Annotated in this window: 16 protein-coding genes and 4 pseudogenes; 8 read left to right on the top strand and 12 right to left on the bottom strand. The window is 69.0% G+C overall.

The genetic code is table 11. The annotated features are described in order from the left end of the window. Positions 1-10 precede the first annotated feature (10 nt). A complete protein-coding gene (locus ACXKR8_RS11020; protein ID WP_458272719.1) occupies positions 11-970 on the bottom strand; it encodes an esterase/lipase family protein in 960 nt (319 codons plus the stop codon). 382 nt (positions 971-1,352) lie between these two features. Here ACXKR8_RS11020 and ACXKR8_RS11015 point away from each other — a divergent pair, with 382 nt between their 5' ends. Next, positions 1,353-2,576, top strand: a complete 1,224-nt coding sequence (locus ACXKR8_RS11015) for a helix-turn-helix domain-containing protein (protein WP_458272718.1) — start codon at positions 1,353-1,355, stop codon at positions 2,574-2,576. Between the two features lie 507 nt (positions 2,577-3,083). Here ACXKR8_RS11015 and ACXKR8_RS11010 read toward each other — a convergent pair. From ACXKR8_RS11010 to ACXKR8_RS10995, 4 genes and pseudogenes are all read right to left on the bottom strand, one after another. Further along, positions 3,084-3,305 (bottom strand): annotated as a pseudogene (locus tag ACXKR8_RS11010) (hypothetical protein); the annotation flags it as partial. Between the two features lie 77 nt (positions 3,306-3,382). Continuing rightward, a pseudogene (locus ACXKR8_RS11005) lies at positions 3,383-3,678 on the bottom strand (NF041680 family putative transposase); the annotation flags it as partial. A 35-nt stretch (positions 3,679-3,713) separates the two neighbouring features. Next, positions 3,714-3,830: pseudogene (locus ACXKR8_RS11000) on the bottom strand (hypothetical protein); the annotation flags it as partial. A 234-nt stretch (positions 3,831-4,064) separates the two neighbouring features. Next, entirely contained in the window at positions 4,065-4,775 is a 711-nt protein-coding gene (locus tag ACXKR8_RS10995) for a hypothetical protein (protein ID WP_458272717.1), read from the bottom strand. 341 nt (positions 4,776-5,116) lie between these two features. On the opposite strand from ACXKR8_RS10995, the gene ACXKR8_RS10990 reads away from it, so the two are divergent. Beyond that, positions 5,117-7,738, top strand: a complete 2,622-nt coding sequence (locus ACXKR8_RS10990; RefSeq protein WP_458272716.1) for a type ISP restriction/modification enzyme — start codon at positions 5,117-5,119, stop codon at positions 7,736-7,738. Positions 7,739-7,996: 258 nt separating this feature from the next. On the opposite strand, the gene ACXKR8_RS10985 is transcribed toward ACXKR8_RS10990, so the two are convergent. After that, on the bottom strand, positions 7,997-9,211 hold the full coding sequence (locus ACXKR8_RS10985; RefSeq protein WP_458267222.1) for an IS4 family transposase: 1,215 nt from the start codon (positions 9,209-9,211) through the stop codon (positions 7,997-7,999). 41 nt (positions 9,212-9,252) lie between these two features. On the opposite strand from ACXKR8_RS10985, the gene ACXKR8_RS10980 reads away from it, so the two are divergent. The 3 genes from ACXKR8_RS10980 (at position 9,253) to ACXKR8_RS10970 (ending at position 12,761) form a co-directional block, all read left to right on the top strand. After that, the gene (locus ACXKR8_RS10980; RefSeq protein ID WP_458272715.1) at positions 9,253-10,137 is read left to right on the top strand and encodes a type ISP restriction/modification enzyme; all 885 of its coding nucleotides are present in this window, start codon (positions 9,253-9,255) and stop codon (positions 10,135-10,137) included. 66 nt (positions 10,138-10,203) lie between these two features. Next, on the top strand, positions 10,204-11,250 hold the full coding sequence (locus ACXKR8_RS10975; protein WP_458272714.1) for a WD40 repeat domain-containing protein: 1,047 nt from the start codon (positions 10,204-10,206) through the stop codon (positions 11,248-11,250). Further along, on the top strand, positions 11,244-12,761 hold the full coding sequence (locus ACXKR8_RS10970) for a variant leucine-rich repeat-containing protein (RefSeq protein WP_458272713.1): 1,518 nt from the start codon (positions 11,244-11,246) through the stop codon (positions 12,759-12,761). Before ACXKR8_RS10975 ends, ACXKR8_RS10970 begins: the two co-directional genes overlap by 7 nt. A gap of 230 nt (positions 12,762-12,991) precedes the next feature. On the opposite strand, the gene ACXKR8_RS10965 is transcribed toward ACXKR8_RS10970, so the two are convergent. Continuing rightward, positions 12,992-14,410: an IS4 family transposase gene (locus ACXKR8_RS10965; RefSeq protein ID WP_458267007.1), complete on the bottom strand. Its 1,419-nt coding sequence runs from the start codon at positions 14,408-14,410 to the stop codon at positions 12,992-12,994. 123 nt (positions 14,411-14,533) lie between these two features. On the opposite strand from ACXKR8_RS10965, the pseudogene ACXKR8_RS10960 reads away from it, so the two are divergent. After that, positions 14,534-15,037: pseudogene (locus tag ACXKR8_RS10960) on the top strand (universal stress protein); the annotation flags it as partial. A 96-nt stretch (positions 15,038-15,133) separates the two neighbouring features. Here the strand turns inward: ACXKR8_RS10960 and ACXKR8_RS10955 are convergent. Together ACXKR8_RS10955 and ACXKR8_RS10950 are read right to left on the bottom strand one after the other, a co-directional pair. Beyond that, positions 15,134-15,826 carry an ANTAR domain-containing protein gene (locus ACXKR8_RS10955; RefSeq protein WP_458272712.1) on the bottom strand — a complete coding sequence of 231 codons (693 nt, stop codon included), beginning with the start codon at positions 15,824-15,826 and terminating at the stop codon, positions 15,134-15,136. 73 nt (positions 15,827-15,899) lie between these two features. Then, positions 15,900-16,373 (bottom strand): ANTAR domain-containing protein, encoded by a 474-nt coding sequence (locus ACXKR8_RS10950; RefSeq protein WP_458272711.1) that lies wholly within the window; start codon positions 16,371-16,373, stop codon positions 15,900-15,902. A gap of 381 nt (positions 16,374-16,754) precedes the next feature. Here ACXKR8_RS10950 and ACXKR8_RS10945 point away from each other — a divergent pair, with 381 nt between their 5' ends. Next, positions 16,755-16,934, top strand: a complete 180-nt coding sequence (locus ACXKR8_RS10945; protein ID WP_458272710.1) for a hypothetical protein — start codon at positions 16,755-16,757, stop codon at positions 16,932-16,934. Between the two features lie 158 nt (positions 16,935-17,092). On the opposite strand, the gene ACXKR8_RS10940 is transcribed toward ACXKR8_RS10945, so the two are convergent. Beyond that, the gene (locus ACXKR8_RS10940) at positions 17,093-18,082 is read right to left on the bottom strand and encodes an oxidoreductase (protein ID WP_458272709.1); all 990 of its coding nucleotides are present in this window, start codon (positions 18,080-18,082) and stop codon (positions 17,093-17,095) included. Between the two features lie 353 nt (positions 18,083-18,435). Here ACXKR8_RS10940 and ACXKR8_RS10935 point away from each other — a divergent pair, with 353 nt between their 5' ends. Next, positions 18,436-18,873, top strand: a complete 438-nt coding sequence (locus tag ACXKR8_RS10935; protein WP_458272708.1) for a MarR family winged helix-turn-helix transcriptional regulator — start codon at positions 18,436-18,438, stop codon at positions 18,871-18,873. A gap of 81 nt (positions 18,874-18,954) precedes the next feature. Here the strand turns inward: ACXKR8_RS10935 and ACXKR8_RS10930 are convergent, their stop codons facing one another. Together ACXKR8_RS10930 and ACXKR8_RS10925 are read right to left on the bottom strand one after the other, a co-directional pair. Next, complete coding sequence (locus tag ACXKR8_RS10930) at positions 18,955-21,732, bottom strand: MXAN_6230/SCO0854 family RING domain-containing protein (RefSeq protein ID WP_458272707.1); 2,778 nt, start codon at positions 21,730-21,732, stop codon at positions 18,955-18,957. A gap of 284 nt (positions 21,733-22,016) precedes the next feature. Then, positions 22,017-25,292, bottom strand: a complete 3,276-nt coding sequence (locus tag ACXKR8_RS10925) for an AAA domain-containing protein (RefSeq protein WP_458272706.1) — start codon at positions 25,290-25,292, stop codon at positions 22,017-22,019. Positions 25,293-25,329 lie beyond the last annotated feature (37 nt).

The following is a 25,329-nucleotide window of genomic DNA, read 5'->3' as shown; positions in this document are numbered from 1 at the left end:
TGACGACCGGTCAGAACAGCGGCCCGGTGATCGGCAGTACCACCTCGCAGGGGACGCTGCGCCTGTGCGCCGGGTCCAGCGCGTTGAGCACGTCGGTCAGCGCGATCGGGTCGGCGGCGATCTCCAGGTGGTCGGTGCCGTCCAGCGCGCACTGGTTCTGCAGCAGGATGTTGGTGACGTTGGACGCCGCCGGGAGGAAGGCGTTGGTGTACGGGGTGACCACCTCGTCGTCCCTGGACTCGATCACGGTGTACTGCACGCCCGGCACGGTCTCGCCGCCGGCGTTGAGCGCGGTCAGGAAGGGGGAGCCCTCCTCCTGCTCGACGCAGGCCGCGCAGGGCCCGTTCAGCAGGCCGTTGATCGGGTCGATGATGTTGAGCTGCCGGCCCAGCTCGGTGATGCCGTCGAGGGTGGTGCCGTTGTTGCTGGGGGCGAGCGCCACCAGCTTGTCGACCTTGGCGGCCCCGCCCAGGTTCTTCAGGTAGTAGCGGGGCATCATCCCGCCCTGGGAGTGGCCGACCAGGTCGACCTTGGCGGTGCCGGTGGCGGCCGTCACCTGGTCGACGAAGGCCGACAACTGCCCGGCGCTGGTGGCGATGTCACCGGTGCTCTGCAGGATCGCGGTGGGCGAGCTGCCGCCGTAGTTGAACGCGAAGACGCAGTACCCGTTGTTGGCGAGCAGCGGCGAGGCCCCGGCCCAGTTGTCGTGCATGTTCGCGAAGGTGCCGTTGACCAGGACGACCGGGTAGGGGTGGGCGGTACTCGGCTTGCAGGACCAGTTGTCGGCGCCGGGCGGCGCGACGGTCGGGGTGAGCGCCCCGGCCAGCACCCCCGTCGCGAAGTTGTAGTTCACCGGGTACGAGGTCGAGGCCGTCGCAGGCTGTGCGCCGGCGACCGCCAGGCTCATGGCGCCGGCCGCCGCGGCTGCGGCCAGAACGCGCAGTCGGCCGTTTCCCAGGTTGGCTTTCATGTCGAGTACCGTCCCTTGTCGTGGAATTTCAGAAACCCCTGGTCCGGAATCGAGTGGGATTTCCGGACCTACGAACGGACGGTGACGCTAGGAGTGGGGCAGGTGCCCGTCAACGGTTTACGCAAGCGCTACCGGAAAGTGCGCGATCAGATGCAAGGAATCTTCCGGCGGCGGATCGGGCGGCTGTCATCAAACCTAGCGGTACCGCTTCCGGCGCATCGCCGCACCACAGCGCACACCGACCGGGCAGGTGGCCCGTGTTGAGACAAAGGGCCATGTCAGAAGTATTGACTCGCCAGTAACATCGGCTCATACTCACGTCGGGTGGCTCCGCCTCCATGGCCGCGGAGCCCTGGTCGGGGGAGTGGCGGAGGAGCGGCAGTTGACCGGACCGTGGGCTGCTCTGCCGCGCCAATTCGCGGTCGAGCTGGGAAAAGAGCGGCAGACCCTGGCCGCCGAGATCATACGGGAGATCAGGCAGCAGATCCCCGAATTCGCCCGCCCGCTCGACGGGAAATTCGGCGTCGGAATTCAGTACGGCGTGGAGACGGCGCTGGCCGGGTTCGCCGACCTCGTCGCGGGCGTGCAGTTGAAATCCGCCGAGGAACGACTGTGCGTCTATCGTGCGCTCGGCCGGGGCGAGTTCGCGGAGGGGCGGAGCCTGGACGCGCTCCAGGCCGCGTACCGGCTCGGCGCGCGGGTCGCCTGGCGGCGCTACGCCCGCACCGCACGCCGCAGCGGCCTGAGCCCCGACCTCCTGGTCGCCGTCGCCGAGGCGGTCTTCGCCCATATCGACGAGATCGCCTCCGCCTCGGTCCAGGGCTACGCCGAAGCGAAGGCCGACGACGCCGGGACGCTGGTCCGGCTGCGCCGGAGCCTGCTGGACCTGCTGGTCGACGGTGCGACCAGGGAGCAGGTGGAGAAGGCGGCGGCGGCAGCCGACTGGCCGCTGCCGGAACAGGCGGCCTGCGTGGCCCTCAACCAGGCAGGCCGGCGCCGGGGCGGCCGACTGCGGCTGCCCGACCTGGTCCTGTCGGACCTGGACGGCCCGGCCCCGTTCCTGCTGGTGCCGCAGCCGGCGCTGTTCCTGCAGGACGGCCAGGTGCGGGCGGTGATGCTGGAACGGGGGGCGGTGGTCGGCCCGACCGTGCCGTTCGACCTGGCGACCGACTCGCTGCGCTGGGCCAGGGCCGTCGCCGCCGGAGCCCGGCCGAGATCCGGCAGCGAGCCGTTGACCTGCGACGGCCGACTGCCGGACCTGCTGCTGCTCGCGGACGCGCCGCTGGTCCGGCTGATGGCGCAACGCCGGCTCCAGCCCCTGGCCGGAATGACGCCCAAGCAGAGCGAGCGGCTCGGGGTGACCCTGCTGGCCTGGCTGCAGACCAACCGCGGCAGCGCCCCCGAGGTCGCCGCCCGGCTGGGCATCCACCCGCAGACGGCCCGTCAACGACTGCACCGGGTCCAGGAGTTGTTCGGAGCGGCACTGAACGACCCCGACGCCCGCTTTGAACTCGAAGTAGCCCTCCGCGGCCGCCTCTTCCTCACCGCCCCGGCCCTGGATACTCCCCCTGTCGCCGCCCGAACCCCGTCGCTCCGTCCCCAGTAGGTGCTCGCCCGCTCGACGATGCCGACACTGACGCCTGCGGTCATCGGGGTGTGCTCCTATGCGTTTGATCAAGCTGGACGGGTGCTGGTTCGGGCCGTCTGAAAGGATGTGCCTGTGCATGTTGATGATCAGGTTGGTGACGGTGTCCCTGCAGAGCTCGCGGCGTTCCTCCGAGACGCCGTCGACGACTGCCCGGTGAAGATCGCTCCTTCTGTGTGCGGCGTGTGCGGCGGCCGCCTGTTCTTCATGCTGGTTGATGACGTCGAGGGCGGAGCTGAGCGGGAGTGCTCTGGCTGTGGCAGTCGTGCGTTTGTCGCAGACAGCGGGGAGTTCTGGGAGGATGCGGACCTGGTGCGGCTAGCTGGCTGCCTGTGTGTGGGGGGAGGAGGAGTTCGAGGCAGCTGTTGCGTTCTCGCTCGCCGACGGCGGATCGGTCCGTTGGGTGACCGTTGGTTTGCGGTGTCGGCAGGATGGAGCTGTAGGTGCCTATGTCGACTGGAAGATCGACTACGGGCCCACCGGCCACTTGCTGAGCATGGTCTGACCCCTCTGGACTGCCGCCGTGTTCAGCGGTGAGGGTTTGAAGAGGGTGCCGTCGCGAAGCATGGCGAACAGGACGTCGGCTAGGCGTCGGGCGAGGCAGAGCAGGGCCTGGGTGTTGTGCTTTCCCTGAGCGATTTTCTTGTCGTAGTAGGTCCGCGAGGTGGGGTCGGCCAGGGCGGTGAACGCTGGGCTTGTCGTGTAACCGCGTGTAGTGGTTCGTCGGGGCTTGGTGCCCTTCTTGTGGTGGGCGGCCGTGCGTACGCCTCGCCGGTGGCCAGGACTCTTCCCACCTCGTAGCGGCCGGCGGGCCGGTTGTTCTTCGAGCCGGGTGGCCGGCCAGGGCCGGGGCGGGTGAGTTTCGACGCTTGCGCTGGTGAGGGGGCCTTCCTATGGAGGTTCCTGAACCCGCGTCGGACGCGGGCGGGGGTGAGCCTGTTCGGTCCGCCGGCTTCTCCCACGGGTGGCGGAGGTCGGCGACGAGCGAGCGGGCGAGGCGGAGCTGGGTGTGGGCAGCGACCACCAGCCAGGTCCACCGACCAGGTGGCCGTCGGCGGCGCGGGGCAGCGGCAGGCCGGCCAGCTCCGACCGCAGCCGGTCGACGTCGAGGCGGCCCTTGTTCAGCGCGGCGTACAGGGCTCCGTGGGCGCGCCGGTGCTCGGGCGCCAGTGCCAGATCCACCAGCGTCCGCACCAGCCCGTCGGTGCACAGCACGGCATCGGTCAGCTCGAACAGCGCGTCGCGCCGCCCGGTCAGGCAGTCGTAGAAGACCCATCGGAAGCGTGACAGTTCCGCGTGTAGATCGCCTTGCTCGCCCTGTTCCACCACGCTCACCAGCACGGCCTTCGCGTCGAGTCCTGTACCCCTTGGAGGTTCAGAATCATGCGGAGGCGGATCCGCTGTCCTGGAAATCCCCAAGTGGGTGACCTGCACTCGCCGTCGGGCCTGCTACTGAGTCAGGCTACGATCCCCGATCGTCGGCTTTCTCCGCTCGCCCTCGGGAGTGAAGATCAACGATCCGCGGAACGAGCCGCCGCCGAAATGCACTGCGAGGAGCAACGGTTGCTCATGCTCAGGTGGCCATGATTCGGCCCCCGGTTCGCTGCCGTTCCACAGGTGGAAGACCACCATCGGCTGGTGCGGGTCCTCCGAGAGGTAGCCGAGTGTCTTCCCGTACAGAGGATTGTTCCCTCCGAACAGCACAGAGGAAGGGCCGAACTCCGCCGTCACGTCAGCCCAGGTGCGGTCAACCGCAGCCCACCGCCGGACTCGCCCCGTGAGAACCTCGTACTCCTCCCCGGTGAGAACCCGATCGGGCTTGAGCCAGCCGCGTTGCTGCGCGAACTCCGCATACACCGAGGCCACTTCGGAGCAGTCGACCTGCCTGGGGAAGACATCCTGGAAGGCCCCGCTGGGGCCGATGGGGGTCCAGTGCCCCCGATCTTCCCAGCCCTGCACCAACTCGGCCCACACCTCAGGCTGGCGCTCCACGAACAGCAGGTGGTCAACCAGGACCCGAAGGGCCACCTCGCCCCCGAACATCCCGGGCCGGCGAAGGGCGAGGTTGAGCTGATCAATGAGGTAGTCGTGGATCTCTTCAGCAGCGGCAAGCAGAGTAGGAAGCGTCACGCACACACTCTTCCGCATGATGATCACCACGGACCACGTGTTCCAATGACGATCACAAGTGGTTAAACGTCAAGGCCTCCCGACCTGAGGGCAAGCCTGTGGTCATGCCCCTAATCAGCGGTCTGTCGATGCCTCTGGGCCGGTGACACCACCCCCCTGGGCCATGCGTTCGACAGGGGGGGAGACAGTCATGCCGGACGCGCAGGCCGGGCGCCCCATTGCGGGGCCACCAAGAAGGTAATGGGGCGAGGTGATCTCCAGTCCTGAGTCATCCATCACGCAGGTATCTGCAGGCCCTCTCGACGCACTGTACTCCGAACCTTACCGTGAGTAGTTCGTGCGGATATGGCGCCGGACTCGGGGGGCAGTACGTGGAGGCCAGTGAATGGGTCGAACGGCTCGTCAGCAAGTTCGGTACGCGGTGCAAGCAGATCCTTGGGGATGTCGCAGAGGATGAGGCGGCCATCCGTCGGGCGGTCGAAGACCTGCTTGAAGGGGCAGCTGGCCAACTTGGGCTGGAGCTCCATCTCCATCCTGAGGCGCGCCGACCAGATCTTGGAATCCGCCCTGACCTTGCCGCCAGAGTCGGCCCCAGCAAGGGCCGCATTGTCGGCTACATCGAGCTCAAGAGTCCTGGGAAGAAGGACATCAGCCCTGGCGGTCTTCGTGGCGGCGACCGTAAGCAGTGGGAGGGGATGTCCAAGTTACCGAATTTGATCTACACGAACGGACAGACATGGATCTTGTACCGAGGCGGTCAACAGCGCGGTGAGACTGTGCATCTGGCCGGGGATCTGTACCAGGCCGGAAGCCGGCTACGAGCACCCGGTTCGATCGGCGTCGCATTTGAGCGGCTGCTGCGGGACTTCCTTAGCTGGCAGCCCGAGCCGCTGCGCACGATCAGCCAGTTGGTCAGCTCAGCGGCCCCCTTGTGCCGGCTGCTCCGCGCCGAGGTTCGTGACCGTCTCGAAGAGGAGTCCCGAACGCCCGTCAGCGGACAACGTGCCCGGGAGCGTCCCTTCACCGAACTGGCCCAGGTATGGGAGGACGTTCTGTTCCCGCGCACGGATGAACGGGACCGGCACACGGCCTTCGCGGACCGCTACGCACAGACTGTCACCTTTGCGTTGCTATTGGCCCGTGCCGAGGGGATCTCCCTGACCAGCCACGGCCTCCATGAGATCGGCGGTCTTCTCGGTGCCGACCACACGGTCATGGGTCGGGCGCTGCAGATTCTCACCGACCCGGTGGGGGAACACTTCAAGAACGGCCTCGACATGCTTGTTCGGGTCCTGGATGCCGTGGACTGGCCAGCGATCCTCGAGCGGGAGCCCGGTGCTCATGTCCACCTCTATGAACACTTTCTCCAGGAATACGACCGGGATCTGCGCAAAGCGTCAGGAACCTACTACACGCCGGCGCCCCTGGTGCACGAGATGGTCCGCCTGGTGGATGAGGTCCTACAGGAGCGGCTTGAGTGCACCGAGGGTTTTGCCGACTCGCGCGTCACCGTCATCGATCCGGCGATGGGGACAGGTACCTTTCTCAGTGCGATCATCGACCTCGTCGCCGACCGCCAGTCCGCAGGTGGCAACCTTGGCTTCCGTGCTGAGGCAGTCGAGCAACTCGCCCGTCGTCTCATCGGGTTTGAGAAGCAGATGGCTGCGTTCGCTGTGGCTCAGATGCGAATCTCTCAGACGCTCCGTGCCCAGCACGCCCATATCCGGCTGCGAGATCTGCGTCTTCACCTGACCGACACGCTGAGTGACCCCTGGCGCCCCGCCACACTGTTCGGTTACGGCGGTGCTGCCATGGCCGCACTGCGCATGGACGCCGAGGCTGCGAGCGAGATCCAGCGGGACGAGCCGGTGACCGTCGTCATCGGCAACCCGCCCGACCGGGAACGTGCTCAAGGCGAGGGAGGCTGGATCGAGTTGGGATCGCCCGGGCAGGGGCCGCCACCTCTTGATGCGTTCCGCCTCGGCGGCGCCAATGGCCGGTACGAGAACAAACTCAAGAACCTATACGTCTACTTCTGGCGCTGGGCTACCCGCAAGGTCTTCGAGGACGAAGCGCCAGACCACAAGCAAGGTGTGGTCTGCTTTGTCTCCACTGCCGGATTCCTTCGGGGGCCCGGGTTTCAGGGCATGCGGGCGTATCTGCGTGGTATGTGCAGCGAGGGCTGGATCATCGATCTCACACCGGAGGGCAAGCAGCCACCGGTGGCAAGCCGCTTCTTCCCTGGTGTGCAGCAGGAACTCGCGATCGCACTGTTTGTCAGGCGCCGAGGTGAAACTGAACAGCCCTCGGCTGCGGTCCACTACGCCGCGCTCACCGGCAACCGGGAAGAGAAACTCCACCAACTTCAGGGGCTGCATATTGGTGGGCCTGGTTGGCGTACCGTCCGTACGGCGCCCTTTGCACCCTTCACGCCCGCCTCCGAGAGCGGCTGGGACGAGTATCCCGCGCTCGGATCGCTGATGCCCTGGCACGAGCCCGGCATCAAGACGAACCGCACCTGGGTCTACAGCCCAGACCCCGAGGTCTTGAAGGAGCGCTGGGAGCGGCTGACCCACGAGCGTGATCCCGAAGTGAAAAGAGAGCTGCTCAAGGAAACCCGCGACCGTAGGATCGAGCAACTCGTCCAGTCGTTCCCTGGTCGGTCCGACGGAAGAACACCACTGCTGGACGAACACGACCGCTGCCTGGAGCCGGTGAGAGTGGCCCACCGAAGCTTCGACCGGCAGTGGCTGATCCCAGACAACCGCGTCGTTGACTATCCTCGGCGGCCCCTGTGGGATGCCCTCAAGGCTGACCAGCAGGTGTTCCTTGTCGAACAGAATCTACAGCCACTGTCTAGCGGTCCCGCCGTTGCCTTCTCCCGACTCGTCCCTGACATGCACTACTTCAACAACAACGGAGGCCGTGTCCTGCCCGTGCGGCACGCCGACGGCTCCCCCAACACTGCCCCTGGCCCAACGTCGCTTGGCTAGGCCGCGGCGGTGAAGTGTTCGAGTGTTCGTGATTGTTCGTCAAGGTTGTTGTGGGTGCAGAGGGTGACGACGGTTGCCGGGTTGCCGGGTCGGTGTGCCTGGGGGAAGAGCTGCAGCTTGACGGTGTGTGTGACGCGGGTGGTGGCGGGCTCGTCGGGTTTCAGGGTGCGGTATCCGGTGCCGCTGCGCTTGGCGGCACGGGGTGCGGCGCGTCCGGGTCGGGGTGTGACGGCCTGGCGGATGAGGTCGGCGCGGACGTCACGGGCCTTGGCGGCCAGCTGGCGAGGGGGGAAAAGCCGTCCCGACGGTGCGTCGGACGGCGGCGAGGGTGTTCTTGAAGCTGATCTCCGCGGCGGGAACGTGGGCCTGCTCGGCGGAGTCGAGGGCCAGCTCGTGGACTGCCTGGTAGACGCAGAGCATCGCCCACAGTTCCTGCTCGACCATGGCGGGGCTGTTCGAGCGCAGGGTGGCGGTGCGCCCGCCGCGCTGTTCGATCTTGATGTGCTTGAAGATCGTCTCGCTGGTCCAGCGGGACGTGTAGAGCTCGGCCAGCTCCTGTGCGGGCGCGGTGACGGGGTCGAGCAGGGTTGTGATCAGGCAAAACAGCTCCGAGGTCTCCTCCGTGGTCCCGTCGGGGCCCCAGGTGGTCGTGGTCACGGTGTACTCGATGACCCGCACCGGCATCCGCTCGCCCTTGCGTCGCCCGCGCAGTTCGCTCAGGTAGGTGCCGTCGGGCAGCACCTGGACCAGCGGCAGGGCGAACGACTGCGAGACGCGCCACAGGAGTTGGGCCCCGGTGGCCGCGGTGTCGGTGCACAGGCCGTAGGCGGGGAAGCCCCGGTCTGCCAGCAGCAGCATCTCTGGCCCCAGCAGGGGCAGCAGCCGCAGCGCCAGGGTCCGCTCGCCGACCGCGAAGGAGTCGAAGACGGCCCCGATCATCGCCTTGGTGCCGCACTCCACCAGGGCCAGCAGTCGTACCTGCGGATACGGCCCCGGGCCGGCGGCGTTCGAGGAGCGCGTGTACGCGGCGGTGTTCTTCTCGCTGTCGGGGACGTCGACCAGGGTTCCGTCCATGGAGGCCAGGCGCAGTCCGCGCCAGAACGCCCCCGGTGTGGCGGGCGTCCCCCTGGCGCCGGCGACCCGGTCGAACAGCAGCCGCAGCGGACCGGGCCCCACCCGCGCCCGCGCCTCGGTCAGGGCTCCCGTGGTCGCCGGCCGCCAGGTCTCGCCCGCACGGCGCGGCCAGTTCTCCACCAGCTCGCGCAGCACCAGCCCGTAGCCGTAGCCGGTGAACAGCCACATCGTCAGAACGAAGTTGACCATCAGCGACGAGGGCAGGGACTTGGTCCGCTCCTCCCGCGCCCCGGCCTCATCGACGACGAAGTCGACCAACTCGGGCGTAAAGGTGCGCGACAGCAGCCCCATCCGCAGCCGCTCCGGGTAGCTCTCACCAGCTATGTGATCACGTGGCACAAGATCCAGACCTTAGCCGATCATGAGCTTCCCAAGCGACGTTGGCCCCTGGCCTGTTGGAGCACTTGGCCAATTCCTACGGGCTCCAGACAGTCACAGTCGACGACTTGGCCGCCTACATCGCCGGTGTCTCGGCGCATCCCCGATTCACGCAGTTATTCGCCGAGGACCTCAACTCGCCGGGTATACACCTCCCACTCACCGCGGAGCATGACCTGTGGCGTGAAGGCGTTCGGCTCGGGCGGCGCGTCATCTGGGCCTCCAGTTTCGGTGAGCGGTATGTCGACGTAGATGATCACCGCGCTGCAGGGCGTGCGGGGCTGCGCCAGGCCTACCCCGACATCCAGTACGCCCGGGGTATCGCTCCCACCCCGTTGCCTGAATCGCTGATCTACGACCCGGCCAGCCAGGAACTCTGCGTCGGTGCGGGGATGTTCACCGGAGTCACTGAACGTATGCGCGCCTACGATGTGGGCGGCCGCAGTGTCCTGGACCACTGGCTGTCCGCCCGCGGCAGCCGCCCCACGGGAAGAGTCGGAAGCCAGTTGGACGGGATACGCAACAGGCGCTGGAGCCCGGACTGGAGCACCGAGTTCATCGAGATTCTCAACGTACTGCGTCATCTGACCCAACTGGAGCCAGAGCAAGCCTCGCTGCTCGATCGTGTGGTTTCCGGAACGCTCATTGACGTTGCCGAACTGACTCGTCGTGGTGTCCTGGAACCGCCTGCACATACGACTGGCTCCCGGCCACCTACGGGCCAGGACATGTTGCCCGGTATGGACACAGTCGATGGGCAGGAACCCGCTCCGGTGCAACAACTTCCCCTCCCGCCATCACCATCAGTGCCGTCCTCCCCACCACGCAGTCGACGCGATGCTCCCCGACGAGCGACAAGATCACGAACGGATCGTGATCATTCATAGAGGCGTTTGGCCCATCCGGCGAAACTCCGGCGACAGCCTGCGGGTGCTGCTGCGAGGATGCGCCCCATGTCAGTCGTTCGTTGGCCCCTCACCGCTCCGGTCCTGTCGCTGAACTGGGATGGTGACGAACTGGTCGACTGGGCCGGCGGCAACCGCCGTTGGCAGGCTGACGGAACCGAGGTGCTGGCCTTCCATCACCACGGGTTCGACTTCGACCGAGCCGTCTCCTCACCCTCGAGCCGCTTCCACGCCGTCTACCGGGTGCGGGGGACCAAGGGCGCGATCTTCGACCGGACCGAGAAGTTGCGCGAGATCAACCGCTCCCGCTACTCCTCCGGAGCCTACGAGTACCCCATCGCGCTGGGCTGGCTTCCGGACGGGCGTGAGGTGATAGCGCACTGCCCGGAGGTCTACGACCGGCTCCACATCGACGAACTCGCCACCGGCCGCCGCCTCACCGCGCGTGACGGCGAAAGTGAGGACTTCTTCCACTCCCGGCTCGCCTTCAGCCCCAACGGGCGCCGGCTGCTGTCCGCGGGCTGGGGCTGGCACCCCATCAGCAGCGCCATGGTCTTCGACGTCGCCACCGCCCTCGCGGACCCCGCCACGCTCGACGGCGAGGGTCTGCTGGCGGCCGGTTTCGGATTCGAGTCGGAGATCGAGTCCGCCTGCTGGCTGTCCGACGACTCGCTGGTCCTCTCCGGCCTGCCCGACCCGTTTTGGAGCGGTAGAGACGCGGTCGGCCCCGACGACGACCTGCGCCCCGACGAGATCGGTGTGTGGTCGCTCACCGACTCTGCCTGGACCACCCGTCACACCATGGACGTCCGCATCGGCACCATGCTCACGCTGCACGGCGCCCTCGTGCTCAGCCTGTACGGCCACCCGAAGGTCGTCGACACCAATTCAGGCGAGGTAGTGCAGGACTGGCCGGATCTCGTCACCGGCCACCAGGAGTCCAGCATCATCAACAGGGCATCTGTACCCCCGGTGGCCGTGCATCCTTCAGGCACCCGTTTCGCGGTCGCCGCCGCTGACGGGATCACCGTCGTCACCCTGACCGACCACCCGGCCACCGGCCGGTCCTCATTCGAACAGGTGCGGCAATGGTGACGGTCGGAGGGCTGCCGCACTCCGCGCAGTTGTGTCGGCTGGCGGAGAATCCGGCGCTGCCACCGGACCTCCTGGACCGCTTCATCGCCGTTGCCGACCCGGAGCTGTGCGTTGATCTCGCCGAACGCGACGATCTGACCCCGGGTCAGGCGCACCGCCTTGCGGTCCGCGGCGGCGGCTCGCAGGTGGCCTTCGCGCTGATCGCGGGCGGCCGGATCCCGCTGGCCGACGTCCCACGGTACGGCCAGGACGCGGGTGTCGGCGTCGCCCGCCGCAGCGATCTGACGCCTGCTCATATCGAAGGGTTGGCCCGCCACCCCGATCCGGAGGTCCGGCAGGAGATCGCTGAACGTGACGACCTCCCCGCTGTCCTGCTGCTCCTGCTGGCCCGGGATCCGGAGGTCGCCGTCGCCTGCGCCGTGGCGGAGCACCGGGCCCTCCCGGCCGAGTCGGCCAGGCAGCTCGCGGCGCATCCGGACCAGGTCGTCCGGGCAGCCCTGGCCCACAACCCCGCTGTACCGCCCGAGGTCCTCGCCGCTCTGCTCGCTGACGGCGGGGGCTCGCCGCTGAGCTGCTGCGGGGTCTGCCGCCAGTTGCCGGACGAGGCTGAGCGGCGCGAACGGTGTGGCGACCATCGCGCGGGCATCGTGGTGATCCAGGCTGCCGCGCTGGGCAACCCCAGCACCCCGTCCGCCGGCCTGGAGCGGTTCGTCGACTTTCCCGACCTGTGGGGCCGGGCCGACCTCGCCCAGCGCCCCGACCTGCCGGAACCGCTCCAGCGGCGGCTGGCCGCCGACCCGCAGCCGCAGGTGCGCGCGGCGCTCGCGGAGAACCCGGTCCTCGCCCCGGCGCTGATCCAGTTGCTCGCCGACGACCCCGAACCGAGGGTGCGCCGCGCCGCCGCCCTCAACCCGTCCTTTCCGCTGCCCCTGCTCGAACGGTCGGCGCCCGCCGACCGGCTGGGACCGGCACCCCTGCCCCGGATCCTCGCCGCTTCCGAAGAGGAACTGCGCCGACTCGCCATGTCACCCACCGCCCAGGTCCGAGCCATGGTCGCGGACCGGCGCAACCTGCCCGCGGACCTGCTCGCCAGGCTGGCCGCCGACCCGGACCCGGGTGTCGCCAAGCGGATCGCCCCCGACCCCGACCTGGACCCGGACCAGATGCGCGCCCTGGCCGAACGCCACGGACCACGGCTGTACGCCGCACTGGCCCGGAACCCCCACTGCCCGGCCGGCCTGCTGCACCGCATGGCCCTGGGTGCGGCACCGGTCACCAAAGCCCTGCGGGCGATCGCCCGGCATCCGGCGGCGACCCCCGAGACGCTGCTGCTGTGCCTTTCCGACCCCCAGGGCGGCCCAGCGGCGGCTGCCCACCCCGCACTGCCAGGACCGGTCCTCGCCGGACTCATGGACGACCCCCGCTCACAGGTCCGCTGCGCGGCTGCCGCCAACCCCTCGCTTCCCGTCTCCGCCATGCGTGCGCTCCTCGCACCACGCGACGCGCGGTAGCCGCGGCGGTCAAGGCGGCGTCAAGGGGGCGATGGTCTGTATATGGGAAGCGTTAAGGCACTTTGCAAGGGCTGGGTGGTGGATGTTTTATGAATACGAGGGAGTTCAACGGATCCTCCTTGGAAACGTAAGGGAAGCGAAACGTCATGGCTGAGAACATCCGGGTCGTCGTCGGCAACACCAGTGCGTTAGGGCGTTGACCTGCGGTGCAACCGTGGCCTGCGTGGCTGTCAGCGTCGTGGGCGGGCAGTGAGTCCGTTCTCCAGCATTCCGATCTTGGCGCTGAAGGTGTAGGTGGGTGCGCTCTGGGGGTGCTTGCCCGCGTTCGGGGCGTATTTGCTGGTGGTGTTCTTCTTGCTGCGGGCCTTGACGCGCTGTCGGCGGTGCGCGGGCCACAGGTCGGCGAGGATCGCTGCGCCGATCCTTCCCACCAGGTCGGCCTTGTCCTGGATCGTGGTGCCGGCGGCGGTCAGGACGGTGTCTGCGGCGGCCTGCAGCAGCACGGTGAAGCTGAGGCGGTCCATATCCAGGGCGGGCTGGTCGGTGATCGCGTCGGCAGCGGCGCGAATCAGCACCTGGTAGGCGGTCAGCAGTGCCCAGACCTCCTGGTCGAGGCCGTCGATGCTGCGCGAGCGTAGGACGCGGCCGTCCAGGATGCTGGCCTTGATCGAAAAATAGGCGGTCTCCGCCTGCCATCGCTCGTGGTAGAGGTGCAGGAGTTCGCTTGCGGGGTGGGTGGTGTGGTCGAGGAGGCTGGTGAGCAGGCGCCACTGCTCGGTGCGTACGGTGCCGTCGGACAGAGTCACGGTGACCTCGGCCTCGATCACGCGCACCGGCAGGGGCGAGTAGCCCAGGCCGGCCCGGTAGGGGGCGCGCAGGCGGGCCAGGTAGGAGCCGTCTGCGAGGTGTTGAAGGGCGGTGGGGCAGCGGCTGGCGCCCGAGCGCACCAGGAAGTGGGCGCCGGTCGCGGCGGTGTCGGCCAGGAAGTGCACGGCGTCGAAGCCCGCGTCGGCCAGCAGCAGCATCGACGCGTCTAGCACGTGCAACAGGCGTGTGGCGTAGGGTAGTTCACCGGTTGCCTCGGGGCCGAAGGCCGCGCCCAGCAGAGCCCGGGTGCCGCACTCGACGATCACCAGCAGGCGTAGCAGCGGGTAGCCGAACTCCCTCTTCTCGCCGACCCGTTTGGGATAGAGCCAGGTGACCTGCGCGTCTTCGGGCACGTGCAGACTGGTGCCGTCGACGGCCACTGTGCGCAGCCCCCGGTAGAAGGAGCCGGGGCGGTGGCGCTCGCCGACAGGACCCGCCAGCGTCTCGAACAGCACCTTGAGGGGGCGGGCACCCAGGCGGCGCCTCGCCCGGGCGAGCGAGGAGACGGCTGGCCGGACGATCACGGCCGCGGGCAGGTGCGCGGTCAGCTTTCCCCACACCGCCCGGTACGAGGCGTGCTCGAACAGCGCGAGAGCCAGGACGAAGTACACCATCACGCGGGCGGGCAGCAGCCGCAGCCGCTTCTCCCGCGCCCCGGTCTCCTCCAGCACGGCGTCCACCAGGGCAAAATCCACGATCTGGGTCAACTCGCCCAAGTGGCCCGGCGCGTAGACCCCCGGGATCACCTGCATGGCGGGCGTGGTGGCAGACTGATCGCGCAACGGGACTCCCGATGATCATCCGAGCTTGGCAGCAAGATGATCTATCAGGAGTCCCGTTCGACGTTCACGCCGGGGTTGCGCCGCAGGTCACAGGCTTAACGCACTGGTGTTGTCGTCGTCGGCGTCAGTGGATCACTGAGCAGCCTGGCCGCACTGCACCACGCCGTGGCGGAGGCCCGGCGGCTGGACGCGGTGCTGGTGCCGGTGCTGGTCTGGCACCCGGTCGGCGGGGAGTTCGCCTACCGCTCGCACCCGTGCCCGCCGCTGCTCCAGGTCTGGCACCAGGCGGCGTGCAAGCGCCTGGACACCGCGTTCGAGCAGTGCTTCGGCGGGTACCCCAGTGACCTGCGGATCCAGCCGATGGTCGTCCGCGACGAGCAGCCCGGACGCGCCCTGGTGGAGATCGCCGACCAGCCCGGGGACCACTTGCTGGTCAGCACCGGTCGGCAGGGCCGGTTGGCCCGGGTGTTCCACGGCTCCGTGAGCCGCTACTGCCTGGCGCACGCCCATTGCGCGGTGACCGCCGTGCCGCCGTCCGAGCTGCTGGACGCGCTGGAGCAGGCCGCCCGCGACGGCGAGCCGATGACCCTGCCGGCCCGATGGACCCGCAGCACTCACGCGGCGTGACCAGCCCGTTCGGCTGACCCGTACGCCCCTGGCGCCCCGTTGACCGTCGGGGCGCCAACTCTGATGCCCCCTTGACGCCCGGCCCCGATCGCCGGTTCAGTCGCCGCTGAGGTCCAGGCTGCGGTCGAGGATGCTCCGGGCGATGTCCAGGATCGGCTTGCTCCGCTGGTAGGCGTGGGCCCGGATGCGGAGCAGCGCCTCCGCACAGCTGATGTCCCGTTGCGCCGCGAGCATTCCGGTGGCCTGGTGCACCTCGGCGCGGTGCAGGGCCGGCTCCTCGTTGAGCCAGGCGGCCGGATCGTGCGGATGGGCCGAGGTGCCGAGCAGCAACAGGGTGAGGCCGATGGTCAGCGTGAGCGCGTCGGCGAGCTGGGATTCGGTCAGGAAGCCGCGGGTGGTGCGGTGGCCGGTGAGGACGCCCAGGTGGATCGCGCCGATCAGCAGCGGAAAGGCGAAGACGGCCCGGACGCCCAGCGCGTCGATGGCCGGCACCAGGTCCGGCCAGCGGCCCGGAGCGACCCGGTCCAGGTCGGGCAGCAGCATCAGGGCTCCGCTGCGCGAGGCGTCGATGCTGGGACCGTGCCCCTGGGTGAACTGCAGGTCGTCCAGTTGCGTGGTGCGTGCGCCGGTGTAGTCGAGCAGCTCGGAGTGGGAGTCGGCGTCGAGGGAGAGCGCCAGGCCGTCCAGGCCGAGCAGCACCGCGCATTCCCGCAGCGGCAGCGGCAGCATGTCCGGCCCGCTGTGCTCGCCGATGTGTCGGAGCAGGCGGACCATGGACGGACTGGTCACTTCTGGAACCTCCGGCGCACGGATCGGGTGGCAGGTGCTGTGCAGGAGTCGCTCAGGTGTCGCTGGGAGTCGCTCAAGCGGTGCGGGGAGTCTCCTCCTGCGGTCGGGGCCGCTCAGCGGGTGGCGGGGCGAGGAGGCTCTGGTCCGCGATGCCCTCGATCACCTCGCGGGCCAGGTCGGCCAGCAGTCGCTGGTGAGCGCGGGCGTGGTCGCGCAACAGGGTGAACGCCTCGTCCACGCTGACCCGGCGGTGCTGGGCGAGTTCGCCGGCCGGCTCCCGGGAGTGGAAGCAGTCGTGGCAGGGGCCCTCCTCCCACTCGATGCTGTTGAGTTCCAGCCTCCTGGTGTCCGCGTCGGACGCGGCCGCGTCGACGATGTGGCCCTGGGGAGTGGCCAGCAGGACTCCGGCCGCTCGGACGTCGAGCAGGTCCACGCAGTGCTCGGTCAGGGTGTGCAGGAAGGCGATCACATCGAAGTCGGTGGTGAGTGTGTCGGCCAGTTCAACGAACGCCGTCACCAGTCTTTCGTGGTAGGAGATCGGGGGCATGGAGGGCTCCGCAGCAGGGGGCATGGGGCGACCCTTCCGGCGTAGCGCGGCTGCGGCGGGCTGGCAAGGGCGATATGTGGTGTGCGTACCAACGGCGGGTGAGGATCGCCGTGGGCGGGGACGGGGAGGGCCCGCACCTGGCTGCGCCAGCCGGTGCGGGCCGGGCCGCCCGGTCTCCCCCGGGGGCGTCCGCTCCGCCGAGGTCGCCGTAGTTGTTGCCGCCGCCCTTGGGCACGAACTTGTGGTGCGGCTTGGTCGCACTTTCCGCACAGCAAGGGGCAGTCGGCTTCCTCGCCGTCTTCCCCGCTGGATCCGCTGATTTGCGCCGCGGCAGTCCGCATGGGCAGAACGGATGGATCTTCTTCGACGAAGGTGCTGCGAGTGCTGCTGGGGACCTTGGCCGTGCTCACCCTGGGCGCGACGACGCTGAACTCGCTGAGTGTGTTCTTCGTCCCCAGGAACCTGCACGCGGAAGCCAGTTGGTTCGGCGCGATCGGCATGGGGGAAGGCGTCGGCGCGGTGGTCGGAGCCCTGTCCGCCCCATCGACACCCTGTACCTGATCGGGGGAGTCGCGGTCGTCGCCGGCGGCCTCTACGCCACCTTGGCCCTGCGCGGATCGGACGCGCCGGCCGTCGCGCCGACCCCCGTGGTCGAGACGGCGGTGGCGGCCGACTGACGGCGTGGCGGGCAGGGCCTGCCTCGGCAGACGCCCATGGCCTCAGGCCTGCAGCGTGTCGGCCGTGAAGCTGAACCGGACCCCGGTCGCGGCTTCGGAGAGGTCCCAGAGCCGGCGGGCGGTGTCCTGGTCGGTGGCGCGCTTGTGGGCCTTGGCGAGCCCGGGGTGGCCGCGGTAGCCCATCATCCGGCTCGGGCCCAGAAAGGATCCGCCGGGCAGGTCGGGCTGGGTGGCCGCGCAGAGCGTGGGAAGCGCGCCCATCAGCGGGCTGAGGGCGAACAGCTGGTTGCCGGCGGCCATGATCGAGCGCAGCGGCGACCGGCCGAGGCCCGCCAGCTGGAGGTTGGTGGCCGCGTAACCGGGGTGCGCGGCCATGGCGCGCAGCTGGGTGCCGGTTGTCCGGGAGCGCCGGTCGAGCTCGAAGGTGAAGAGCAGGTTCGCCAACTTCGACTGCCCATAGGCGAGATAGCGCTGGTAGTGCTTCTCGCGCTGGAGGTCGTCGAGGTCGATCCTGCCGTAGGCGTGCAGGGTGCTGCTCACGGTGACCACCCGGGGGTCGCTCGCGGCCAGCAGCCGGGGCAGCAGCAGCCCGGTCAGCGCGAAGTGGCCCAGGTGGTTGGTGCCGAGCTGGAGTTCGAAGCCGTCCGCGGTGGTGCGCCTGGGCGGCGCCATCACCCCGGCGTTGTTGATCAGCAGGTCGAGATGGTCGTACCTGCGTGAGAAGTCGGCCGCGAAGGTCCGCACGGAGTCCAGATCGGCCAGGTCGAGGCGCTGGACGTCGAGCCGGGCGCCCGGGACGGCGGCGCGCAGCTCGGAGGCGGCGTCCTGACCCTTGCCGGTGTCGCGGCAGGCGAGCACCACCTGGGCGCCGGCCCGGGCGAGCTCCCGGGCCGTGACGAGGCCGAGGCCGCTGTTGGCGCCGGTCACCACGGCGAGCGCGCCGGCCTGGCTCGGAATGTTGGCGGTATTCCATTTCTTGGGTACGGCCGAGTTATTGCCGCGGTCCGCTTTTCCCGTCTTGCTTTTCGCCACCTTGGACTCCTTGCGTAGACGAATGATGTCAGACCAGATGGAGCACGCGATCACGTGAAACGAAATGGTTGGATCTGTATCGACGGGCACCGGTAACTCCTGGCCAGAGTCGCCGACCCGGGTGACGGGCATGCCACGGGTGCCCACCGCCCATACGCGGCGGCGCCGGCAGGGTGCCTGTTCTCCATCTTCGACAAGTGCTGGATATCCGTCAAGTGGTTGATGGTTCGCGCTGGTAGGCGGGCCGCCCCGGCCCCACCCCGGCCCCGCTCCAGCCCCGCCCCCGCCCCCGGCGGCTATCCGCTGCTGCTGAGGCCGGAGCGCTCTGTTGTCTCGTCAGATACCATGTGACAATGCATAATCAGGCTCTGACCAGGGTGATCTGGTCCGCACGGCGGGCCGGGGTGGCGCTCCAGTCGGCGAAGGAACTGCGGCTGCGTCCGCTCGGCCTGGTGACAGCGCACTACTCGCTGCTCGCCGCGGTCGAAGCCAACCCCGGCATCACCGGTGCCGAGCTGGCCCGCGAACTGGGTGTCTCGCCGCAGAACATCGCCGGACTCGCCGCCCGTCTGGTCGGCAGTGGGCTGATCGAACGCCACCCGCACGAGCGGCACCGACAGGTCCTGGAGACCTGGCTGACCCCGGAGGGGAGCCGGCTGCTCGCGCTGGCCGAGGCCGAAGTGGAGGATCTGGAGAAGTCGATCGTCGCGATTCTCGGCCGGTCCGGCGCAGAGGAGTTGCGGACTCTTCTCGACAAGCTTTCGGCCGGCCTTGAGTCCGATTTCCGTTGACCGTCCTCGCCGCAGAAATATGTTGAGGCTGAGCGAAATCAATCCTGACCGTCATCAGTGCGGTCTTAATACCGGTGGTCCTCAGTCCGCGGCGAGTGCGGTGACTATGTCGTCGGCGGTCAGCAGCTTGACCGCGCCGGCGTCCAGGTCCGCCGGGTAGAGGGCGAAGACCTCGCAGCCCTTGGGCAGGAGAAGATCACCGCGCAGAAGGTAGGCGAGCCCGGCCCCTCCTGCCGTCGCGGACGCGGGCGCGGTGTCGGACTTGGTGTCGCTGTCGGTGTCGGTGTCGGGTGAGCCGATGCGGGTGGCGAAGGCCCGGTCGACCTCGCCGGCGCGACGCCGGTAGCTGCCGGCGGTGTGGTCGGCGCGGCGGAGCAGGACGGTGTCGGTGCGGGCGGCGGCCTGCCAGCGGGCGAGTTCGCCCAGGCTGATCCGGTTGCCGGAGGCGAATTGCTCGGTCAGGGCCCGGCCCAGGAGCGCAAGGTCGTCCGCGTGGCGGCCGATGGAATGATCGGTGCCGGTGACTCCCTTGACCACGTCCAGCCAACGCATGGTCCGCTCCGCGGTGTCCACGATCAGCGGCACGCTCGCGCGGGAACGGCCGGTGAGGTCGAACCGCTGTTCCACGGCACGCGCGTCGAACACCTCGCCCGTGTCGCCGGGCTGGTCGCGGACCATGATCCCGGCGAAGGCCTCGGCGAGGTCCTCGAAGGCGACGTTGTTGTAGGAGAACGCGACCGGCACCGCGTAGCGGACTCCCGCCGCGTGGAGCCGGTCGAGGTCGAGGTCGACGAACTCGGCCGCGCCCAGGGGCGGCGGCGCGCTCGTGAGGTCGCCCGAGTGGACGGCCGCGTCGTGGCACCGCAGGTTGCCGAAGTCGCAGGTGCCGATGTGGTTCCAGTCGGCGTCGAACATCGCGATCGACAGGTCCAGGTCCACCCGCCCCGAGGTCTCACTCTCCATCCAATGCAGAAACAGTCGCAGCGTCCGGCCCTGCGGCAGTCGCAGCGCGCTGCCGCGCGGCACCGCGACCAGCGACCGCGACGCGGTCCGCTGCGTGAACGGGGCGATCATCGCGTCCAGGTCGGCGTCGATCACCGCGACCGGCACGCGCGCACCGCGAGCCGCCCGACGAAGTACCTCGTCGATCAGGACGGTGACCACGTCCTCCACCAACGCACTTGGCAGGGGCGGGCGTTCGTCCTCGATCAGGTGAATTCGCGCGGAACCGCCCTTGGGGAAGAACACCCGGTCCCGGCCCGCGGGACGGGTCCGGCCCCGGATCTCGCCGAGCGCGGACAGCAGCACGGCGGGCGACACCCGCCCGACCACCCGTGCGAGGGCGGCCACGACGGAGTCGGCCCCGGAACCGTCCAGGGAGTCGTCCGCTTGCGAGGTTCGCAACAGGTGGTCCAGCCGACGGAGGAGTTCTCCGGGGCGCTGGGCCAGCAGCGTGGTCGCGGTCACCGTGTCGCATGCGGCGAACGCCACCTCGACCCGGGCGCCCCAGCCCCGCGCGAGGACCGTGTCACCGGACACGTCGACGCCGGGGGCCTCGGCGGCCGCGGTCCGTAGAAGCGCCGAAAGCCGAGCCTTCCGCGCCTGTGCCTGTGTCGGCGCCGATGCATGTGCCTGTGCCGGCGCCGGTACTGGCGCGGGCCCCGGCTCCTGGCGCGCTGCGCGGCCGTCCGGCGCGTCGCCGGTCAGCGGGGTGCCGCGGAGAGCGGCGAAGGCCAGGGCCGCACGCGGGTGGCGGGAGGCGTGTTCGAAGGGGTGCAGCCGTTCAGCGGCGTGGAGCCACAGACGTCGGCGGCGGCGCATCTCCTCGACGGCGGTCGCCGGGTCCAACCGGTCCAGGCATGCGAGCAGGGTGCGTCGCAGCGGGCGTGGGACCTTGGTGAACCTCGGTACGTCGAACAGGCCCGGGTCACCGCCGGAGCGTACGGCGAGCAGGCGCAGGACGTCGGTGGCGGTGTCCAACTGCTCCGCCGCCGCGGCCAGGCTGCCCGGGTCGATGGCGGCCAGGAGCCAGGTCAGGGTGCGGGCCTTGGTCTCGCGGCCGGGGATGTTCGCTGGAAGCCAGGCGAGGTCGCTGCGGCTGTGACAGTCCAACAGGACGATGAGGTCGTCGGCGTCCGAGGGGCTGAGCGCGCCGGGTCGGGCCAACAGGGTCCGCAGTTCTTCGGCCGCGTCGGCGATGAGGTCCGTGCCGGTTCCGCCATGGGCCAGGAGCCGCAGCCGCACCGGGCCACCGCTCGCGCCCGACTTCCTCCGGCGGGGAGCGCGGGGCAGCAGGAACGGGTCGTCGACGTCGATGCGACGGTGGCAGATCGGGCAGGCGCTGAAGTCCGAGCCGTCGAAACAGGCGCGGCACACCAGGTGCGCACAGGGTGACACCGCGTGCACGGTGCCGTGCGTCCCGCACAGGACACAGGGCTGCTCCGGGTGCTGGAACAGCACGGTCAGCACCCGGTCGACGTAGAAGGCGACGGTGTCCGTGGGAATGCTGTGCGGGAAGTCCCGGAACAGCGGAAGGTGCGGCCGGTCCGCGCCCAACTCGTGGTCGATGCCGGCCAGCAGCTCCCGACCGGCGGCGGTGAGCGCCGCAGAGGATCGCGACGCCAGCGCCGAGCGCAGCGGCGCCGAGAGCAGGTAGCCGCGTTCCAGCAGATCCGCCTCCAGCAGGGCGGTGCCGGCCAGTTGCCCGGCGGCGGGCTCCGTCACGGATGCCGGCAGGTAGACGCTTCCGCGCCGAGCCAGCATCACGGCAGCCGGGCTCCGCAACGAGGTCGCGCTGCCGGCGGTGTTGCCGGTGCCGTTGCCGGTGTTGTTCTTCGGACGGGTCCCTGCTGCGGTCATCGTCGCCGTCTCCTCCGCGCGCCCCACTGGGGGGGTGAACAGTGTCGCGCCGACCCCGAAGGAGGCCGGCGCGACACAAAAGTCGAGAGGCGGGACGGAGAGTGGGCGCACTCGTATCAGAGAGGTATGGAGAAGGAAGCACACCCGAGAGCCGTCCCGCAGACCGGAACGTACCAGCCCACCCGACCGCCACGCCTCCCCATTTCACCCGTTGCCGTCCCGGCGGCCCTGTTCGCGGCGCCTATGGTTCCTGCCGATCGGGGTGATGGCTGCTCCAACGGTCGTCAGTGACGGGCTCGGGTCAGCCGGATGTCCTTCTTCCAGGCGCGGGTGCCGTTGCGGGCCGGGCACTCGGTGTTGTAGCAGTGCCACCACCAGTTGTCGCCCTTCCCACGACGCAGGTCGACCTGATCGAGGCCGCAGCGGTCGCACGTGGGTGGTTGGGCGAAGTCCTCGGCGTGTTGTTCGCTGAGGAGCCAGCGGGCGAAATGGCGGCCGCGGAGGGTGACCATGGTCTCCCGGGTCCACTTCTGGGACAGCGGGTTGAGGCTGCCGATCAGGGTGATCCGTTCATCGATGACGACGATCTTCTGGTGCATCACGTTGACGGGGACAACGGTGGGCACTATTTCGCGCAACTGAGTGACGTACTGCGGATTCTTTCGCTGCAGATTGTCGGTGGGATCCCGAACGAAGACGGTGACGCGCACGCCTCGGTCAACGGCGCGCTTCAGGACGGGAAGCAGAGAGTGCACCCGACTGGCGACCCAGGGGGCCCAGAGCCAGACCGACTCCCGGGCCGTGTCCAGATGATCCGCGAAGGTGTCGTAGAACGAGCGTTCGTCGTCGATCGCGGAGACTTCCACATGGCGGGCGAGTACGTCGGCGAGCTGTTTGCCGATTTCCCCGAGAGGTGGCACCCCCGGGTCGTTGGGAGTCACCAGGCTCCGGCCGGGAACGGTGCGCACACCTCCCTCTCTCATCAGCTGGGCGAGGTGCGCCAGTGCGGTTCCGGGTCTGGCGTGACCGATCCGCTCCTTGCTCGCAATGACGTACAGCCGGGCCTGGGTGCGGGTGACAGCCACGTTGAACAGCCGGGCACCGTCACGGGCCCAGTCGCCGGCGTCCGGCAGCCGTGAGGCCTTGGCCATCCACATGGCTGTCCCGTGCAGACTCTCGACCGTGTCGAAGATGACAACGGGAAACTCACGGCCCTGGAAGCGGTGCGCGGTGCCCACCTCGGCCAGGGCGCGTCCAGTGCCCTCCACATCCCGCAGGGCTTCCAATGTGGCCCGGGCCTGCGTGCGGTAGGGAGTGACCACCCCCACGGCCTCGGTGGCATCAACCTCGTTGTGGTAATCGGCCAGGACACGGGCGAGTAGCACACCCGCAGGCCACCACCCGCTGGCGGCACTGATCAGCCGAACCTCGGTCAGTTCGTTCATGTCATCGGTGTCGACCAGCACGATCTCCGGATCGTCCGGGCTGTGTGCTCGGACATTCGGTCCGGCTTTGAGGGTCCCGTCGTAGGCGATGGCATTGGCCAGGTCCATGACGACCGGGCCGAAACGGTGTTGGGTGTCCAGTACGATGCAGCCGGCGCGTCGGTCGGCGGCCTCGGGGGAAACGATCCCGCAGTGAGCAAAGACGTCGGGGAGAATCCAGCGCTGGATATCGGGGCGCCTCTTCTCCTTCAGTGCCTTGGGCAGTACCGCGCCGAGCTGCATGAAGTCGCCCAACAACACCACGGCGTCCTTGGCCTTGGCAGCGGCGAGGAGCACCTCGGGCAAGGTGGCGGCCCCCGCCTCGTCCACGAGGACAACGTCGTAGGGGCCCTCCAGGACAGCCTTGGTGGTGCGCAGCCGGGCAAGCGTAGTGGCCACCAGTCGGGCCGAGCGAATGATCTCTCCCTGAGCATCGCGCGCCAGTTTGTCGTATACGCCCTGCAGTTCGGCGTACTGCTTCTCCAGGGAAACCTGCTGTGCACGGTCCATGGCTACCCGGGGGCGTACCTCTTCGGCCCGAACATGGAGCGCCGGCCAGTCCCGGAGTCGAGATTGTTCGATCAAGGCACGGAAGTCGACGGCCAGATCGCTGAGTTGACGTGCCGTGGCGAGCTCTTCGGTGCAGATGCGTTCCTGTCGGCGAAGTTCCGTCACATGGAGCTGCGCCAGTTGGGCGGTCTCCTGCCGCCGTTGGATCTCCATCCGAGAGTGGGGGATGGCAGCCTCGAAGACCCGTAGGTGCTCCCGCATCTGCGCGGTGAACCGATCCGCTGTGGCACGGGCTGTACCAGCGGTCCGGCTGCTCTCGCGCATCCTTTGATCCGCGGTGGCGAGTCGGTCCTGCAGGTCCCGGACCGAGGCGCGATCACGTCGGCGGATCTTGCCGGAGTCGTTCCGGAGTGCCTCGATTCCGACTTCCAGACGTCGAACCTCGGCGCGGTCCACCAGCGCGTCTCCCTCCGCCTGAACCGCTGCCTGCTCGACCTCCTGACACTCCTTCCCTTTCACGTCCGCCGACTGCCACAGGTCCCGCGACAGCTCGGCTTCCTCCGCTGCTGCGCGGGCAGCGACCAGAGACCACTCCGCTGTACCGATCTCCTCCGACACCGCAGCCACCCGAGCACGGGCCCTGGCCAGGGAAGCCGACAGAGCCGACTCATCGTGCTCCGGGCGATCCGTAAAAGCCAGGGCCGCACGATGGGACGCCACGTCGAATCCCACCAGGCATGCTTCCAACTTCTGCAGTTCCTCGGCACGTCGACGAGCTCGGAGCAGGTTCGCGGAGAGTGCCAGGCGCTGCTCCTCCACCTCGCTGAGTCGGCTGCGCACCATCAACGGCAGGCACACGCCCGGGTCGTCGGCGATCTCCCGCAGCTGCGGTGGTCCCACCCGGACGATCTGCCCGGGGCCGTGGGACTTCTCCCGCACTACGCCGAGCAGGGCGTTGTCCACAGCGATATTCGTTCCGGAGACCAGAAGGACCCGCTTGCCGGCCCCGATCAGGTCGCCGATCGCCCGGCGCAGCAGTCGGGTCTTGCCTGTGCCGGGCGGCCCCCAGACCAGCCACACCCCCGTGCCCAGGCAGGCGCGATACGCCTCCTCCTGAGCGGCGAGCAGTCCGGTGGGCACCAGCAGCGGCCCCGGCGAGCCACCCAGTTCACCGCGCGCCAGTCGATCGGCGAGACCGGCGTCCGTCAGCGCAGCCAGGCCGTCCTTCAACGCCGTGATCAGGAACGTGGGTACCTCCCGGTAGAGCCACAGGTACGGCTCGGGAAGTTCGGCGAACTCCGCCACTTTCACCCGTAGCACCGCGCCCTCGCTGGTCGCCTCCATCACGGGGAACCCGGACTCGTCGTCGGGTTCGCCGGGACCGTCGAGCCTCAACTTGTCGAGCAGGTCGGCGCTGATCTCCGCGCCACGCGTGTCCACGCTGAACTCACCCGGCTCCGCACCCCGTACCGCCGCGCCGACGCGCTGCCAGTGAGCTCTGCCGGAACCACCCTCGTCGGCGATCCAGGCATCCAACGCCGTGGCGATCTCTTCGCGCCAACCCATCGCTCCCCCTAGCCCCCTCGGCAGCAAGAAATATCCC

The sequence above is a fragment of the Streptacidiphilus sp. PAMC 29251 genome, assembly GCF_054208735.2.
This window is presented reverse-complemented; position numbering and strand designations above follow the sequence as displayed.